At 66.1% G+C, this 17,204-nt stretch carries 15 protein-coding genes; 7 read left to right on the forward strand and 8 right to left on the reverse strand.

Features of this window, described 5'->3' with window-relative positions; all coding sequences use genetic code 11:
- Positions 1-51: 51 nt before the first annotated feature.
- A complete protein-coding gene (locus tag AC3RCC_RS23735; protein ID WP_492256807.1) occupies positions 52-1,416 on the forward strand; it encodes an FGGY-family carbohydrate kinase in 1,365 nt (454 codons plus the stop codon).
- On the opposite strand, the gene AC3RCC_RS23740 is transcribed toward AC3RCC_RS23735, so the two are convergent.
- Entirely contained in the window at positions 1,405-2,220 is an 816-nt protein-coding gene (locus AC3RCC_RS23740; protein WP_291636762.1) for a DeoR/GlpR family DNA-binding transcription regulator, read from the reverse strand. The two genes, AC3RCC_RS23735 and AC3RCC_RS23740, sit on opposite strands and share 12 nt — an antisense overlap.
- 198 nt (positions 2,221-2,418) lie before the next feature.
- Between AC3RCC_RS23740 and AC3RCC_RS23745 the strand changes: the two genes are divergently transcribed.
- The 5 genes from AC3RCC_RS23745 to AC3RCC_RS23765 all read left to right on the forward strand — a co-directional run bounded on the left by AC3RCC_RS23745 (position 2,419) and on the right by AC3RCC_RS23765 (position 9,784).
- Positions 2,419-4,533 carry a bifunctional rhamnulose-1-phosphate aldolase/short-chain dehydrogenase gene (locus AC3RCC_RS23745; RefSeq protein ID WP_492256808.1) on the forward strand — a complete coding sequence of 705 codons (2,115 nt, stop codon included), beginning with the start codon at positions 2,419-2,421 and terminating at the stop codon, positions 4,531-4,533.
- Positions 4,534-4,536: 3 nt separating this feature from the next.
- The gene (rhaI, locus tag AC3RCC_RS23750; RefSeq protein ID WP_492256809.1) at positions 4,537-5,835 is read left to right on the forward strand and encodes an L-rhamnose catabolism isomerase; all 1,299 of its coding nucleotides are present in this window, start codon (positions 4,537-4,539) and stop codon (positions 5,833-5,835) included.
- Positions 5,836-5,913: 78 nt separating this feature from the next.
- Entirely contained in the window at positions 5,914-6,924 is a 1,011-nt protein-coding gene (locus AC3RCC_RS23755) for an extracellular solute-binding protein (RefSeq protein WP_291636767.1), read from the forward strand.
- A gap of 83 nt (positions 6,925-7,007) precedes the next feature.
- A complete protein-coding gene (locus tag AC3RCC_RS23760; RefSeq protein ID WP_291636768.1) occupies positions 7,008-8,090 on the forward strand; it encodes an ABC transporter ATP-binding protein in 1,083 nt (360 codons plus the stop codon).
- Positions 8,090-9,784, forward strand: a complete 1,695-nt coding sequence (locus AC3RCC_RS23765) for an ABC transporter permease (protein WP_492256810.1) — start codon at positions 8,090-8,092, stop codon at positions 9,782-9,784. Before AC3RCC_RS23760 ends, AC3RCC_RS23765 begins: the two co-directional genes overlap by 1 nt.
- A 109-nt stretch (positions 9,785-9,893) precedes the next feature.
- Here AC3RCC_RS23765 and AC3RCC_RS23770 read toward each other — a convergent pair whose 3' ends face one another.
- Together AC3RCC_RS23770 and AC3RCC_RS23775 are read right to left on the reverse strand one after the other, a co-directional pair.
- Entirely contained in the window at positions 9,894-11,078 is a 1,185-nt protein-coding gene (locus AC3RCC_RS23770) for an MFS transporter (protein WP_492256811.1), read from the reverse strand.
- 9 nt (positions 11,079-11,087) lie between these two features.
- Positions 11,088-12,122, reverse strand: coding sequence for an aldo/keto reductase (locus tag AC3RCC_RS23775; protein WP_492256812.1), 1,035 nt, complete (start codon positions 12,120-12,122; stop codon positions 11,088-11,090).
- 87 nt (positions 12,123-12,209) lie between these two features.
- Between AC3RCC_RS23775 and AC3RCC_RS23780 the strand changes: the two genes are divergently transcribed.
- Positions 12,210-13,112 carry a LysR family transcriptional regulator gene (locus AC3RCC_RS23780; RefSeq protein ID WP_492256813.1) on the forward strand — a complete coding sequence of 301 codons (903 nt, stop codon included), beginning with the start codon at positions 12,210-12,212 and terminating at the stop codon, positions 13,110-13,112.
- A gap of 192 nt (positions 13,113-13,304) precedes the next feature.
- Here AC3RCC_RS23780 and AC3RCC_RS23785 read toward each other — a convergent pair whose 3' ends face one another.
- From AC3RCC_RS23785 to AC3RCC_RS23805, 5 genes are read right to left on the reverse strand one after another with little or no spacing between them, the layout of a single operon-like run.
- Positions 13,305-13,886 (reverse strand): amino acid synthesis family protein, encoded by a 582-nt coding sequence (locus AC3RCC_RS23785; protein ID WP_492256814.1) that lies wholly within the window; start codon positions 13,884-13,886, stop codon positions 13,305-13,307.
- A 33-nt stretch (positions 13,887-13,919) separates the two neighbouring features.
- Positions 13,920-14,834: an NAD(P)-dependent oxidoreductase gene (locus AC3RCC_RS23790; protein ID WP_291636780.1), complete on the reverse strand. Its 915-nt coding sequence runs from the start codon at positions 14,832-14,834 to the stop codon at positions 13,920-13,922.
- Between the two features lie 18 nt (positions 14,835-14,852).
- Positions 14,853-15,593: a branched-chain amino acid ABC transporter ATP-binding protein gene (locus AC3RCC_RS23795; protein ID WP_291636782.1), complete on the reverse strand. Its 741-nt coding sequence runs from the start codon at positions 15,591-15,593 to the stop codon at positions 14,853-14,855.
- A 1-nt stretch (position 15,594) separates the two neighbouring features.
- Positions 15,595-16,302, reverse strand: a complete 708-nt coding sequence (locus AC3RCC_RS23800) for an ABC transporter ATP-binding protein (RefSeq protein WP_291636783.1) — start codon at positions 16,300-16,302, stop codon at positions 15,595-15,597.
- Positions 16,303-16,315: 13 nt separating this feature from the next.
- Positions 16,316-17,197, reverse strand: coding sequence for a branched-chain amino acid ABC transporter permease (locus AC3RCC_RS23805; protein ID WP_291646487.1), 882 nt, complete (start codon positions 17,195-17,197; stop codon positions 16,316-16,318).
- Positions 17,198-17,204: the final 7 nt, after the last annotated feature.

Here is a 17,204-nt window from a genome sequence, read left to right on the forward strand (position 1 = left end):
TCGCAGCATGGATGGTGCGATGTTCGTCTCGATGTCGCGGGGGGAACGACGATGACTTCCGGTGTCACCGCCGTGTTGGATATAGGCAAGACCAACAGCAAGATCCTCGCTGTCGATCGCGATCTGAACGTCGTCGCCACTCATGGCATGGCGTCCATCAGTGATGGCCGGCACCTCGACACGATGCGCTGCTGGACGTTCATTCTGGCCAGCCTGAAGCAGATCGCGAGGCGCTTCGACCTTTCCGCCATCGTGCCGACCACACATGGAGCTGCCTTCGCCATCATGGGCGAAAGCGGGCTTGCCCATGGGATCGTCGACTACGAACAGCGTGTGCCTGACACCATTTCGGCCGAGTACGACATTCTGCGGCCGGATTTCACGGAGAGCTTTTCGCCGAATCTGCCTTTGGGTCTCAATGCCGGACGGCAGCTCTTCGCGCTCGATCGTTCCACGCCGCGTCTCTTCGACGAGGCTCGGGCGCTGATCGCCTATCCGCAGTACTGGGCCTGGAAGCTCAGCGGCGAGTTGGTCTCGGAAGTCTCATCGCTCGGCTGCCACACCGACCTCTGGGCGCCCTTGAAAGCCGGCCCCTCCTCGCTGTCCAGCGCAATGGGCTGGGACCGCCTGTTGCCGCCGATCGCCCCCGCCTGGGCGGTGCTCGGCAAGGCCGCGCCTGCGCTCGGCCTGCCCGCCGCATGCCGGGTCCTGGCCGGCGCGCATGACAGCAACGCCGCCTTCCTGCGCTATCTCGCCGGCTCGCGGGACCCCTTCGCGCTCGTCAGCACAGGCACCTGGTTCGTCTGCTTCAACACCCAGGGTAATGTCCCCGGCCTTTCGGCCGAGCGCGATACGCTGGCGAATATCGATGTGCTCGGGCGCCCCGTGGCCTCGGCTCGCTTCATGGGCGGGCGGGAATATGCCGCGCTGGCAGAGTTCAGCGAGCAAGCGGATCTCGAGGATCTGCGCGCGGTCGTGGCGGCGCAGATCTTCGCGCTGCCTTCCTTTGCGGCGGGCGGGCCGTTCGGTGGAAGAAGCGGGGCTATTCGCGGAACACCATCCGGGCCGGCGCAGAACGCGGCGCTGGCGGCGCTCTATTGCGCTCTGATGACCTGCGAAAGCCTCGCCCTCACCGGCCGCGTTTCCAAGCTCTATGTCGACGGGCCCTTCGCCACCAATCCGCTCTATCTCGGGGCGCTCGCCACGCTTCTGCCGGACGTGCGCGTCCTCGCCTCGCGGGACCAGCACGGAACCGGCGTCGGCGCGGCGCTGCTCGCGCATTGGCCGTCGCAGGCCGGGCAGCTGCCGGACTACGCGCTCGCCGCGCAGGAGATCGCCGCGCTCGACCTGAATCTAGAAGGCTATCGCAACACCTGGCAGGAGATGATCGCCGAAGCCCAGGATTCAGGACGCTGAGCGCAGGCTCGGCGGCTTGGTCGCAGTCGCTGCTTCCATGACACGGACATCGGGGCACAGACTGCGGAGCAGCTCGATCTCGGCCGCGCCGGCACCGCTATCGGTGATGATGATGTCGATCTCCTCGAGCGGAGCGACGATCATGGAAGAACGGACCTTGAGCTTCGCGCTGTCCGCCAGCACTACGACGCGCTCGGCCCGATGCGCCAGCTTCTGCGCCGCGCGGGCGATGAGCGGATCCCTCTCGGTCGCTCCAGCGCGGCCAAGCCCGTAGCAGCTCGTGAACAGCACCTCGCCGGCGAAGCTCTCGGTGCCGTCATGCTCGAAGGAACTCAGGATGATGTTGTGCTCGGGATAGACCGTCCCGCTCGGAATCGTCACGCGGCAGCCCGGGCGCACCGAGAGCAGTTCGCCTGCGATCGAGAATGAATTGGTCAGGACGTCGAGGTTGCGCCCGCGCAACAGGCGCGCCAGTTCGAAGGTCGTCGAGCCGGCATTGAGGATGACGCTCATGCCGTCCTCGACCAGCCGGGCCGCCTCGCGCGCGATCGCCTGCTTTTGCGCGACATTGACGTCGCGGCTCATGGCGAAGGGCACGCCCGCGAGCTGGTGCTGATGGCGCGGCCGCAGCGCCTCCGCCCCGCCGCGAACCCGGCGCAGCTCGCCATTGCGGTCGAGCGCCGCGATATCCCGCCGGATCGTCGCCTCCGATGCATCCAGCATGTCGACGAGATCGGAGAGCGCGATGATCGAGCGCTCGTTGGTCAGCTTGACGATTAGCCGGTGCCGTTCGCGTTCGAGCATCTGTTTCCGTTTCCCCGCCTTGGCCCGGCGCCGGTCGCTGCCGGCTGCATCCTTCATTTTTTCAGGCGCATCGCAATGCCGCTTGCAAGAAAATGACAGAACTTGATCGAACTTGACAATGATTGAGAGTTCGCGATGAATTTATGAAAAGGCGGTCGATACGAGCCGCTCGCCGGAAACGCCGAAGTCGAGGATCTCATGGCCGATCACGCCGTTGCGGGCGGTTTGTCGCGTCTGCTCACCAGCTCATGGGATGAGAGGCTGGCGGAGACGCTCTCGCCACAGGATCTGCTGGTCTATCGCTCGAACCTGCTCGGCGCCGACAAGCGCATCACGAATTTCGGCGGCGGCAACACCTCCTCCAAGTTCGACATGCCCGATCCCCTGACCGGCGCCCCGGTCGAGGTGATGTGGGTCAAGGGCTCGGGCGGCGATCTCGGCTCGATCCGGCTCGACGGTTTCGCGACGCTCGACATGGCGCGTTTTCGCAGCGTCCGGCAGGCCTATACCGGTCCGGAAATGGAGGACGATGCCGTCGCCCTCTATCCGCACTGCACCTTCGGCCTGAACCCGCGCGCCGCCAGCATCGACACCCCGCTTCACGGCCTGATCGACCGTCCGCATGTCGACCATGTCCACCCCGATGCGATCATCGCCATCGCCGCCTCGGTCGATGGCGAGGCGATCGCGCGCGAGATCTACGGCGACGAGATCGGCTGGCTGCCCTGGCGGCGGCCGGGCTTCGAACTCGGGCTGATGCTGGAGCGCTTCGTGCGCGACAATCCCCGCGCGCGCGGCGTCATTCTCGGCAGCCACGGGCTCTTTACCTGGGGCGATACCCAGCGTGGCTGTTATGAGACCACGGTCGAGGTGATCAATCGCGCGATCACCTGGCTGGTCGAGCAAGAGGCTGGCAAGCCGGCTTTCGGCGGTGCAGCCGTGGACATGTTGGCACCCGAGCAGCGCCGCATGACGGCGGCCCGCCTGATGCCGATCCTGCGCGGCCTCGTCTCGGAAGGGCGCGCGAAGGTCGGCCATTTCGACGATCAGGCGGCGGTACTCGATTTCGTCTGCAGCCGCGACCTCGCCGCATTGGCGCCGCTCGGAACCTCCTGCCCCGATCATTTCCTGCGCACCAAGATCCGCCCGCTGGTGCTGGAGATCGATGCCTCGCGCCTCGATGGCGAGGAACTGCTGCCGACGCTACGACAGGCGATCGCAGCCTATCGCACCGACTATCTCGGCTATTACGAGCGCTGCAGGCGCCCGGACTCGCCGCCTGTGCGCGATACCAACCCTGTCGTCATCCTCGTGCCTGGGATCGGCATGTTCACCTTCGCCGCCGACAAGGCGACGGCACGGATCGCCGGCGAGTTCTACGTCAACGCCATCAACGTGATGCGCGGCGCCAGCGCGGCCTCGACCTATGTCGGGCTGCCGGAGCAGGAAGCCTTCGACATCGAATACTGGCTGCTCGAGGAAGCCAAGCTGCAGCGGCTGCCGAAGGGCAAGCCGCTCGAGGGACGGATCGCACTGGTCACTGGCGGGGCCGGCGGCATCGGCCTCGCCACGGCCCGAAGGCTGCTCGGCGAAGGCGCCTGCGTCGTGATCTGCGACATCGACAGGGCGGCGCTGCGCGAGGCCGAAGCTGCGCTGGTCAAGAGCCACGGCCGTGACCGTGTCGCGGCCTTTCCCGTCGACGTGACCGATGAGCGGACCGTCATCGCCCTGTTCGGCGAGGCGGCGCTCGCCTTCGGCGGGCTCGACATCCTCGTATCGAATGCCGGAATCGCTTCGGCCGCGCCGCTCGAGGAAACCAGCCTCGAACTCTGGCAGCGCAATATCGACATTCTCGCGACCGGTTACTTTCTGGTCTCTCGCGAGGCGTTCCGGCTGATGAGGGCGCAGGCGCGCGGCGGCTCCATCGTCTTCATCGCCTCGAAGAACGCGCTGGTCGCCTCGCCCAACGCTTCGGCCTATTGCACGGCGAAGGCTGCCGAGATCCAGTTGGCCCGCTGCCTCGCCCTGGAAGGCGCGCCGCATGGCATCCGCGCCAATGTCGTCAACCCCGATGCCGTGCTGCGCGGCTCGCGCATCTGGGAAGGCGAATGGCGTGCGCAACGCGCAGGGGCCTACAATGTCGCCCCCGATGCTCTGGACGAGGTCTACCGCCAGCGCAGCATGCTGAAGCTCAACGTCTTCCCCGAGGACATTGCCGAAGCCGTCTATTTCTTCGCCTCGGACCTCTCCGCGAAGTCGACCGGCAACATTCTCAATGTCGATGCCGGGCACGCGCCCGCCTTCACGAGATAGATCATGGCAGAGCTCCTGATCGATCCCGGCATCATCGAAGCGCATAACCGGCAGGAGGCCGGCGGGCTCGCGCAGGATTACGAGGCGCTTTCGCGCTCGCTGGCGCGACGGGGCATCGATTGCGAAGCGCTGCTGCACAAGGTCTCGGCGCTGGAGATCGCGGTCCCGTCATGGGGCGTCGGCACCGGCGGCACGCGTTTCGCGCGCTTCCCGGGACCGGGCGAGCCCGCCGACATCTTCGACAAGCTCGAGGATTGTGCCGTCATCCAGCAGCTCGGCCGGGCGACGCCACGCGTCTCGCTGCATTTCCCCTGGGACGCGGTCGCCGACATGGCGACGGTCAGGGCGCGTGGGCAGGAGCTCGGCCTCGGCTTCGATGCGGTGAACTCCAACACCTTCCAGGACCAGCCCGGCCAGGCGCTCTCCTACAAGTTCGGCAGCCTGTCGCATGCCGACGCCGAGGTGCGGGCGCAGGCCATCGCGCATAATATCGACTGCATCCGCCAGGGCGCGGTGCTGGGTGCACGGGCGCTGACGATCTGGCTGGCCGATGGCAGCAACTTCGCCGGCCAGTCCCATCTGGCGCGCGCCTTCGAGCGCTATGTCGAATCCGTCTCCGCGATCGAGGCGGCTTTGCCCAATGAAAGCTGGCGGCTGCTCCTCGAGTACAAAAATTTCGAGCCCGCCTTCTATGCGACGGTGGTGCAGGATTGGGGCTCCTGCCTTCTGGCGGCCCAGGCCGTCGGCCACCGGGCGCGCTGCCTCGTCGATCTCGGCCATCACGCCCCCTCGACCAATATCGAGCTGATCGTCGCGCGCCTGATCTCGGCCGGAAAGCTCGGCGGCTTCCATCTCAACGATTCCCGCTTCGGCGACGATGATCTCGATGCCGGCTCGGTCGATCCGTTCCGGCTCTTCTTGGTCTTCAACGAACTGGTCGATGCCGAGCAGCGCCGGGCCTGGGACGAGGCTCCGGCGTTGATGCTCGACCAGTCGCATAATCTCACCGACCCGATCGAAAGCCTGATGCTCAGCGCCGATGCCACCAGGCGTGCCCATGCGCAGGCGCTGCTCGTCGACCGGGCGCAACTCGCGGAGCTACAGGCGCGCAACGATGCCGCCATGGCCGCGGAGACCCTGCGCCGCGCCTTCCGCACCGATGTGACGCCGCTGCTCGCCGAGGCACGGCGCCGGGCCGGGGGGGCGATCGAACCGGTCGGCGCCTATCGCCTATCCGGCTACCGGAAGCGCGTCGCCGCGCGTCGCCCGCTCAGCACGGGAAGCGGTGGCGGCATCGTCTGAGCCTCGAAGACCGAAAGCGCCGTCGGATCGTTCGGCCGGCAGGCGCAAAACGCAGAACGAACGCAGCGGAGGGAACCCATGAAGACACTCTTCAAATCACTGATGACCGGGGCCATGGCCTCGCTCGCCTTGGGAGCGGCGGCTTTCGCGCAGGCTCCGGCCCATGAGGGCAAGCTCGTCGTCTATGCCTCCCACCCGTCCGAAATGGTCGACCATTTCACCAAGATGTTCGGCGACAAATACGGCATTCGCGTCACGACCGTGAAGGCTGGCACCGGCGAGCTGCTGAACCGCATCCGCGCCGAGCGCAACCGCCCGGCCGCCGACGTCATGTGGGGTGGCTTCTCCGATACCGGCGCCTCGGCGCCCGATCTCTTCGACAAGTACAGCTCGCCCGAGCTCGCCAAGGTCGAGCCCAAAATGCTCGATGCCAACGGCTACAACACGCCGTTCGCCGCCAGCACCATGGTGATGATGTACAATAAGAGCCAGGTGAAGCCGGACCAGGCGCCCAAAACCTGGGCCGATCTCGCCAAGCCGGAATGGAAGGGCAAGATCGTCCATGCCGACCCGTCGAAGTCGAGCTCGGCACTGGCCGCGCTCAACACCTGGCTGCTGATCTACGGCCGCGACGACAAGGGCTGGACGATGGTCGAGAACATGACCAAGAACATGAACATCATCCTCAAATCGAGCCTGGTGTTCCAGCAGGTCGGCCGCGGCGAATACCCGATCGGCGTCACCTATGAGGAAGCTGCGATCAACTACGTCCTCGCCGGTACCGCCGGCATCGTCTACCCCGCCGACGGCACGCTGCTGGAGCCGGAGGGCATGTTCATCGTCAAGGGTGCGCCGAACCCGCAGGCCTCGAAGCTGTTCGCCGACTTCCTGCTCTCCGAGGAGGCTCAGAAGGAACTCACCGCGAAGTTCCCGGGCCGCCGGCCGACCCGCCAGGGCGTCCAGACCCATCCAGAGATGAAACCGGCAGGCGAGCTCAAGCTGATCGACTACGATGCGAAATGGGCTGCCACCAGCCGGGCCGAAGTGCTCGACAGGATGCAGAAGATCATCGTCAAGACGCAGCAGTAGGCGCTCCCGCCGAGCCGATCGCGGGCGAGAGCGCGACCTCTCGCCCGTCCCTCCGTGACAAGCGCGACCGACCGGGTTTCCAGATGGCCTCCACTTCCGTCCATATCGATCAGGTGACGAAACGCTATGGCGATTCCATCGCTGTCGACGGCGTCTCCCTCGATATCGCCAAGGGCGAGTTCTTCACCCTGCTCGGCTCGTCCGGCTGCGGGAAGACGACGCTGCTGCGCATTATCGCCGGCTTTCTGAAGCAGACGAGCGGACGCATCCTGTTCGGCAACAGCTGCATCGACGATCTGGCGCCGCAGCACCGCAATACGGGTATGGTGTTCCAGAGCTACGCGATCTTTCCGCATCTCAGCGTCGTCGACAACATCGCCTACGGCTTACGGGCCCGCGGCCTGAAGGCCGCCGAGGTCAAGCAGAAGGTCGACACCTATCTGGCGCTGACCCGTCTCTCCCATCTCGGCCACCGCAAGCCCCGCGAACTCTCCGGCGGACAGCAGCAGCGCGTCGTGCTCGCACGGGCCATGGTGATCGAGCCCGACGTGCTGCTCATGGACGAACCGCTCTCCAATCTCGACACCGAGATGCGCATGCATCTGCGCACCGAGATCCGCGCGCTGCAGCGCAAGATCGGCGTGACCACGATCTATGTCACGCATGATCAGGAGGAAGCCCTGCTGATGTCGGATCGGATCGCGGTGATGCGCGGCGGCCGACTGGAGCAGGTCGCCAGCCCGCACGACATCTACAACAAGCCGAGCACGCGCTTCGTTGCGAGCTTCATCGGCGAGAACAATTTCCTGCCGGCGGTCCATCGCGGCAATGCCGAGGCCGGTTTCGTCCGGATCGAGCTGCCGGGCGGCCAGTTCACGGCGAAGCTGCGCGGCGAGCTGCCGCAAGGCGCCCTCGAAGCCGCCTTCCGCCCGCAGGACATCGAATTGCGCCCGCTCGACGGCGATGGTGACGGGCTCGTCGGGACGCTGACCGACATTCAGTTCCTCGGCGGGACCGTGCGCTATGCCATCGATCTCGGTGGTGGCCATCTCGTCCAGGTCGCGGGGGCGAGCCGGACCGGCGTCATGCTGCCCGAGATCGGAACCCGGCACCGCCTCGGCGTGTCGCCAGCTGCCATCGCCCTGTTCGCGCCCGAGGCTGCCTGATGAGCGCCGTCACCGACACGGAGACCCCGCTGCGGCGCGGCGGCGGGCTCGCCCGTCATTTCGGCTTCTGGCCGGTGGTCACGGCCATCGTCCTCGTCCTCATCGTCGGGCTCCTGCTGGTGCCCGTCGCGAACATCGTCGGCGTCAGCCTCTCGGCCGGGGCCAAGACCGGCAGCATCTTCGAGAACTACGTCAACTTCTTCTCCGAACGCTTCTACTACCAGACGCTGATCAACAGCTTCTGGGTCAGCATCTGGGCGATGATCTTCGCCGTCTGCCTCGGCGTTCCCGCAGCCTATTTCGTCAATCGCTACGAGATCTGGGGGCGCGGCTTCGTGCGCGCCGCCGTCGTCCTGACTTTCGTCTCTCCACCCTTCATCGGTTCCTATTCCTGGGTCGTCCTGTTCGGGCGCAGCGGCGTCCTGACCCAGTTCTTCAATTCGATCGGCGTCTCGCTGCCCTCGATCTACGGGGCCTCGGGGATCATCTTCGTCTTCACGCTGCAGTTCTTCCCCTTCGTCTTCCTGCTCGTCTCCTCGGGCCTGAAGTCGATCGACCAGAGCGTCGAGGATGCCGCCCGCAATCTCGGCTCCAGCGAGTTCCGCACCTTCCGTACCGCGATCGCCCCCTTGCTTGTGCCCTCGATCACCACGAGCGCCCTGCTGGTCTTCATCGCCTCCTTCACCGATCTCGGCACGCCGATCATTCTCGGCGAACGCTTCCGGGTCCTGCCCGTCCTGATCTATGGCGAGTTCGTCAACGAGTTCGGTGGCCGCCCGGTCCTTGCAAGCGCGCTCTCGGTGCTGCTCCTGTCGGTCACAACGGGGGCGCTCCTGCTGCAACGCTGGCTTTCGGCGCGGTTTTCCTACGCGACCTCGGCGATCCGCCCTCTGCAGGTCCAGGAACAGCCGTTGGGCAAGCGCATCGCCGCGACGGCCTTCGTCTTCCTGCTGATCGGCTTCGCGCTCCTGCCGCTGGTGAACATCGTCGTCTCGTCATTCCTGCAGTCGAACGGGCCGGTCCTGGTCGCGAGCTTCACGCTCGACAATTACGCGCGCATCCTCGACCGGATCACGCTGCCGCTCTGGAACACGCTGTTCTACACCACGGTCGCGACGCTGCTCTGCGCTATCATCGGGACGGCGATCGCCTACATCATCGTGCGCCGGCCGGGGCCGGTTTCGAGCCTGCTCGATACCGTGGTGATGTTCTCCTATGCGGTTCCGGGGATCGTGCTGGGCGTCGGCCTGGTCGTGACCTATCATGAACCGCCCTTCGCCCTGACCGGCACCGCGGCCATCATCATCCTGGCTTATTTCATCCGCCGGCTGCCCTTCTCGGTCCGGTCCTCGGTCAGCATGCTGCAGCAGATCTCGCGCGATACCGAGGATGCCTCGATCAATCTCGGTGCGGGGCCGGGGCGAACCTTCGCCAAGATCACCGTGCCCTTGCTGGCGACGGCGATCCTTTCGGGCGCGCTGCTGACCTGGTCGAATACCATCCGCGAACTCAGTGCGACGCTGATCCTGCAGTCGGGAACGACGACGACGGTCGCGATCGAGATCTTCAACGAGGTCGTGAACGGCAATTTCGGCGTCGCATCGGCGCTGGGCACGGTGCTCATCCTGCTGACCTTCCTGCCGCTGGTCGTGCTGTTCACGCTGCTCGGCAAGAAGGAGGAGGCCCTTGTCTGAGGCATGGCCTGAGATCGGGAAAGGAGCCAGTACCAGCCCCTGACGCACAGCGATCGTTCGATGATGGGTTGGGCGCCAGAAGCTCGGCTGCTCCTGGCACCCAGGACGCCTACCGACCAGTTTGCATACCGAGCCGCAGCCTATCGCTTCGCGCAGCGTGTCCCACGCTGATGATGACCGCCACCAGACCGGCTGCCGAGGTCAGGGCCCCGGCCAGCGCGACCATCGGATAGCCAAGCCCGGCGGCAATGACGCCGCCTCCAAGCGCAGCCCCAAATGCGTTGCCGAGGTTGAAGGCACCGATGTTCACGGCCGATGCGAGGTTCGGCGCGTCGGAGGCCGCCGACATCACCCGCACCTGCAGCGGTGGGACCAGCGCGAAGCTCGCGATACCCCAAAGGAAGATCAGCACGGCACTCGCAGCCGCATGCCCCATCAGGATCGCGAAACCGACGAGAACGGCCGATAGCGACGCCAGCGTCACGATCAGCGTCCGGTCGACCGAGCGGTCGGCGAAGCGGCCGCCCAGCCAATTGCCGATGGTGAGGCCCACGCCATAGGTGAACAGCATCGCCGTCACGAAGGCGGACGAGGCCTGCGTCGCCTCCTGCAGGATCGGAGCGATATAGGTAAAGACGGTGAACATGGCGCTCGACGCGATCACCGTCAGGGCCAGAGCGCCGAGCACGGCACCGCGTGTCAGCGCGCGCAACTCCGCCATTGCCTTCGCGTTCTTCGGTGCCGGCAGCGGCGGCAGGGTCAGCCGTAGCGCCGCCATGGTCGCCACGCCCAGTGCCGCGATACCCCAGAATGCCGCACGCCAGCCGAGATGCTCACCGGCCCAGCTGGCTAGCGGCACGCCGACGACATTGGCAATGGTCAGGCCCATGAACATTGCCGCTACCGCGCCCGCCTGTCGCTGCGGCGGAACAAGCCCGGCCGCGACGATCGAGCCCACGCCGAAGAAGGCGCCATGGTTGAAGGAGGTCAGGATGCGCGCGGCCAGCAGCATCCCGTAACTGTCCGAGACGGCTGCGAGCAAATTGCCGGCCGTGAAGATGCCGGCAAGGCCGATCAAGAGTGTGCGACGCGGCACACGGCCCGTCGTCAGGGTCATCAACGGGGCGCCGATCATCACGCCCAGCGCATAGGCGCTGATCAGCAGCCCCGCGCTGGGGATCGAAACGCCCAGATCGTTGGCGATGACGGGGAGCAGCCCCATCGGTGCGAACTCGGTGACGCCGATGCCGAAGGCGCCTACCGACAGCGCGATCAAGCCGGGATTGAGGTTCATGGCGACACCTCAGACAGCGCGCGGCGCCAGGCGGGCGAAGCCCTCCTGCTGCCGATAGGGCGTGTGAGGATAGGGTGGGAGCACCTCGCTCGCGGCATCGAGCGCCGCGACCTGTTCGGCGGTCAGCGACCAGCCGATGGCGCCGAGATTCTGGCGTAATTGCTCCTCGTTGCGCGCGCCGATGATCACCGACGCGACGGTCGGACGCTGGAGAAGCCAGTTCAGCGCGATCTGCGGCACTGTGCGGCCGGTCTCGCCGGCGACGACCTCGATTGCGTCGATGACGCGATAGAGAAGCTCGGTCTCGACGGGCGGAGCGAACTGCTCGGTTTCGTGCAGGCGACTGCCTTCGGGCACCGGCCGGTCGCGGCCGATCCTGCCCGTCAGGCGTCCCCACCCTAGCGGGCTCCAGACCAGCGCTCCGATGCCCTGGTCGAGGCCGAGCGGCATCAACTCGGTCTCATAGGCGCGCCCGATCAGCGAGTAATAGACCTGATGCGCGACGAGGCGCGGCCAGCCATGGCGATCGGCGACGGCCTGCGCCTTCATCAACTGCCATCCGGGGTAGTTTGAGACACCGGCATAGCGCAGCTTGCCATCGACGATCAGCCGGTCGAGCGTGCCCATCAGCTCCTCGACCGGCGTCGACGCATCGAAGGCGTGAAGCTGGAGCAGGTCGATATGGTCGGTGCCGAGGCGCTTCAGCGAGGCTTCGACCGCGCGGACGAGCCGCGACCGCGACGCGCCCCAGTCCTGGGGGCCGTCGCCCATCGGCAGTCCGGTCTTGGTCGAGATCAGGACGTCGCCGCGCCGGCCGCGCACCGCCTCTCCGAGGATTTCCTCCGAGGCGCCGTTTGAATAGACGTCCGCGGTGTCGAACAGCGTGACGCCGGCCTCCAAGCAGATGTCGATCAGCCGCCGCGCCTCGCGAATGTCACTCTGTCCCCAGGCGCTGAACAGCGGGCCTTTGCCGCCGAAGGTGCCAGTTCCGAAACTCAAGGCCGGAACGCGCAGCCCCGACGACCCCAGTTGACGATAGTCCATGGCTCTCTCTTCTGTTGCTATGTTGATGCACAGATAGAGGTGAGGCAGGCACGGGATTACCCGGGTTGGCCGGCGAGGATATCTGCGATGGACGCAAAGACACCACCGAGCGCCGATCGGGCGCATTCGTTGGCGATGTTCGTAGCCGTGGTCGAGCAGGGCAGTTTTTCGGCGGCGGCGCGACTGCTGGGCCTGAGCCCTTCAGCGGTGAGTCGGACAATCGACCGCATCGAGGTCCGGCTCGGCGTGCGGCTGCTGCTGCGCTCGACGCGAGCGCTCTCGATCACCGCCGAGGGACAGGCCTATCTGCAGGCGGCACGGCGGATCCTCGCCGATCTCGACGATGCCGAGCAGCAGATCGCCGATCAGGGCGCCCCGCGCGGCCGCCTGCGGGTCAGCGCCGCACTGTCGCATGGGCGGCTCTGCGTCGTGCCGCTGCTCGGCGAGTTTGCGGCGCTCTATCCGCATATCCTTGTCGACATCGCGCTGACCGACACGCTGGCGGACATCGCCGCCGGCCAGGCCGATGTCGCGATCCGCTTCGGACCGCTCGCTGACAGCGCGCTGACGGCGCGCAAGCTGGGCGAGACCCGGCGGATCATCGTGGCCTCGCCCGATTATCTGTCCCGCTTCGGCACGCCGCAGGTGCCGGAGGACCTTCACCATCACAACTGCCTGAACTTCAACTTCCGTCGCGTCGAGCCGGTCTGGCCCTTCTCTCGTGCCGGCCGCGACGTCGCCCTGACAGTGAAAGGCAGCATCGAAGCCAATAATGGCGAGACACTGGGCCAACTCGCGGCGATCGGCGTCGGCATCGCCCGCGTGGGCGCTTTCAGCGTCGTGCAGGAGATCGCCGATGGGCGGCTGGTCCCGATCCTGGAGGAGTTCAACCCGGGCGATGTGGAGGTGATCCACGCCGTGTTCGTCGGCGGCGCCACCACGCCAGCGCGCATCAGAGCCTTTGTCGACTTCATGGCGGGACGGCTATAGCGAGCCATGCCCGCATGCGAACAGCCGGCGGCACGCAGGCCCCCCGTGACCGGCATCGCACCGGTCACGGGGGTCGCATCGATCTGTAGGCTCAGCACGCTACCCTCGCGACAAGGGGCGGGGCCGATGCCCGGCTTCAGAAGCCGCTGCGCGACCCGACCGGATTGTCGAGCAATCCGGTCGCTGCGCGTGTCAGCGCTGGCCGTCGCCGACGCTGACCTTCTCCTTGAGCAGGCCGCCAAGGCGCGAATGGACGCGCCCGCCGGTGCCCATGACCAGCGAGAACAGGATCTCGCGCGGCTTCGGCGCATCCTGGATGCCGATCTCGATGCTGTTGAAGTGGCTGCGCACGTAGGAAGCGTGGATATAGTGCACCGGCACCATCATGCGATAGCCGGCCGAGGCCACGGCCTTGACGGCCGGAACCATCGCCTTGGGCTCGCCGAGGACGGTGCGCATCGCCCAGCCGCCGGCCTCGTGCCAGACCGCGCCATGCTCCATCTCGCCATCGATGCCGACGATCGCGGCCTTGCTGTAGACCTCGATGTTCTCCTTGCCAGCCAGCGTCTCGACGAGCTCGGTCGCCAGCAAGGTGCCGAGCGAGCGCAGTTCGGCCATGAAGGGCATGAGATCCGGCTCATAGCGGCCGGCATAGGGGTTGGCGATCACCGCGCTCGCGGCGGCGAGCTTGAGCGGCTTCTCCGGGGCCGGCCCGCCCTCGTGATAGATCGTCTCGACGATCAGGCTGCGCTTGCGAATGGCGATGAGCGACATGGTCTATCTCCGATTGGCGTCGTGCGGTACGTTTCAGGAGCGGGTCGCGGCGCTTCGCCGTGCGACATGCCGGTAGATGCTGGTATTGTCAGCGCCCGGCTCGGCCTCGTCGACAGCTTCTTTCCAGACGCTGTCACACAGCCGCAGCAGCCGCCCGTCGACGCCGGTGACGCCCTGCAGCTTGGCGGCGGTCGCGATGTCCTTGGCCTGCAGCGCGAGCGCGAAGCCACCGGCGAAATCGCGCGGGATGATAAATTGCTTGAGCTTGGTCTCGCTGGCGACGTTACGGCCGCTCGAGGCGTTCAGCACATCGGCGAAGATGCCGGGATCGAGTTCCATGCGCTCGGCGATCGCCAGCGCTTCCGAGACCGCGAGCAGCCCGGCGGCGTAGACGTAGTTGTTGAGCGCTTTCATCGCATGGGCGGAGCCGATGGCGCCGGTGCGGATCAATGTCGCGCCCATCCGCGCCAGGATCGGCTCGATGCGCGCGAAAGTCGCCTCGTCAGTGCCGGCCATGATCGCCAGCGTTCCCGCACGCGCCTTGGCGACAGCGCCGGAGACGGGGGCATCGACGAAGCCGATGCCCGCCGCTGCCAGGACCGGCGCCAGGCGGATGGTCTCGGTCGGGTCGGACGAGCCCATGTCGATGATGGTGCTGCCCCGCCGCAGGATCCGGACCAGGCCGGGCTCGCCGTCAGCACCCTCGATCACGCGCGAGGTGATCGCGCTGTTCGGCAACATGGTGATCACGACGTCGCAGCCGGTGAGATCCTCCAACCTGGTGCTCGTCGATAATGCGTTGCCGTATGAGGGCAGGCTCGTCAGGGCCTCAAGCGCCGCGGGTGCGCGGTCGAAGGCGATGACGGCGAGCCCGTCGCGGCTCGCCAGATTCTCGACCATCGGACGTCCCATCATCCCGAGGCCGATAAAACCGATCGTGGTGGTCACCTGTCACGCGCTCCCGGGTCAGTCGATCTTGTAGTCCATCCAGGCTGCGACCATGTCGCGCAGCGCGGAGCCTTCCTGGAACTGTTCGCGGCTGCCGTCAGCCTTGTTGCGTCCCAGTTCGAGGATGTAGAGGTGGTCGGAAACCTCGGCGCAGCGACGCACGTTCTGGTCGACGAGGATGACCGTCATCCCCTCATCCGCGAAGGAGCGGATCAAGGTGTAGAACTCGCGCGAGATCTTCGGTGCCAGCATCGCCGTCGGCTCGTCGAGCAAGATGACCGAGGGCTCGAGCAGAAGTGCGCGACCAAACTCGACGAAACGCTGCTGGCCGCCGCTCATGCTGGAAACCGGATCGTTGCGCTTGTCCCTGAGGATCGGGAAACGGTCGTAGATCGCATCGATGCGCCGCCGGACGCGCGCCTTGTCGTGGCGGAACACCCAGCAGCCCAGCACGAGATTGTCCTCGACCGAGAGATCGGCGAACAGGCTGCGATGCTGCGGGACGAAGGCGACGCCTTCTCCGGCGCGGTCATGCGGCTTCTGCCGGCTGATATCGCGCCCGTGCAGGGTGACCGAGCCCGAGCGCAAGGGCAGCAGACCGAAGAAGGTCTTCAGCGCGGTCGACTTGCCGGCGCCGTTGGGGCCGATGATGCCGGTAACCTGTCCGGCCCGCGCTTCGATGCTGACCTTGTTCAGGATGGTGATGTCACCGTGATAGGCGACGGTGACGTCCTTGATGGCCATGGTGGGGCTGGACATGTCAGGCTCCCAGATAGGCTTCGATCACAGCAGGATCGTTGCGCACCGTGTTGGCGTCCCCCTCGCAGAGCAGGGTCCCCTCGTTGAGTACGATCACATGGCCCGAAAGCTGGTAGATCGAGGTCAGGTCGTGGGAGACCAGAACCACCGAGCAGTCGTGCTCGCGCGGCAGCTCGGCGATGATCGCGATCAGAAGCTGGGCGAGGCCGGGGTTCACGCCGGCGAAGGGCTCGTCGAGCAGGATGACCTTCGGCTTCGCGACCATGATCCGGGCGAGCTCCAGCAATTTCTGCTGTCCGCCCGACAGTTCCTCGGCGAAATTATGCCTCAGCCCGAAGAGCTGGACCTTGTTCAGCCAGTAGGAGGATGCCTCGTAGCGCTCCGCCGCGCTCAAGCCCATCTGGCCCTGCGCGACATCGAGATTGTCGAGCAGCGACAGGTGCGAGAAGACGCGCGGCACCTGGAAGGTACGCCCGATACCTCGCCGGGCGATGGTGTGGACCGGCAGGCCCCCGATCTCCTTGCCGTCGAGCCGGATGCTGCCGCTATCGGGCTGGTAGATGCCGTTGATGCAGTTCAGCATCGTGGTCTTGCCCGAGCCATTCATGCCGATCACGCCCAGGATCGCGCGGCGCGGCAGATGGAAACCGACGCCGCGCAGCGCGGCGACGCCGCCAAAGCGCTTCTGAAGTCCTTCAACCTTCAACATGACGATGCCCCGGTCAGCGCAGCGCCTGCCGGCCGAGCAGGCCGGTCGGGCGGACGAAGATGGTCGCGACCATCAGTACGAAGCCGCAGATCGTCGCGATCGACGGGTTGAAATAGATCGACGCGACCTGCTCGGTGACGGCGAAGAGAATGGCGCCGAGCATCGCCCCGATCGGATGGCCAAGACCGCCGAGCACGATGACGACGAAGCCGATCAGCGTGTAGTCCGCACCGACGAAAGGCGAGAAGGACGGGAAGACGAGCGCCGTCAGGATGCCGGTCACGCCGGCGAGGCCGATGCCGAGGCCGAAGGCGATCGCCGAAAGCTGTTCGACCTTGATCCCGACGATGCGCACAGCGTCGCGATTCATGATGATCGCTCGCAGAGCCTTGCCCGTATGGGTCCGGTACAGGAAATAGGCCAGCCCGGCGACGATCATCAACGCGGCGGCGAGCGCGACCAGCCTTACGGTCGGCACGACGACCGGTCCGAACGTCAGGAAGACCGGCTCCATTTCGAAGGACAGCGAGCGGGCATCGGCGTCGAAGACGAGCAGCATCAGAGCGCCCATGGAGATCGAGACACCGAACATCAGCAGAAGCGACGAGATCTCTGGGTCGTCAGCCTTGGCCAAGGGCGGGATCAGCACGAAATAGAGCAGGTAGCTGACACCGAAGAACACGGCGAAGGTCAGAGGCATCGCCAGGAAGGGCTGGATGCCGAGCGCCTGCAACAGGAACCAGGCGAAATAGGCGCCCAGGATGACGAACTCGCCATGGGCGAAGTTCACGACGCGCAGCACGCCGAATACGATGTTCAGGCCGGCGCCGATCAGACCGTAGATCACGCCCATGATCAGGCCGTTGATGATGCCTTGAAGGAGAAGTCCGCTCACGATGTTT

It is taken from the genome of Allobosea sp. GW823-FHT01F03 (genome assembly GCF_058798075.1).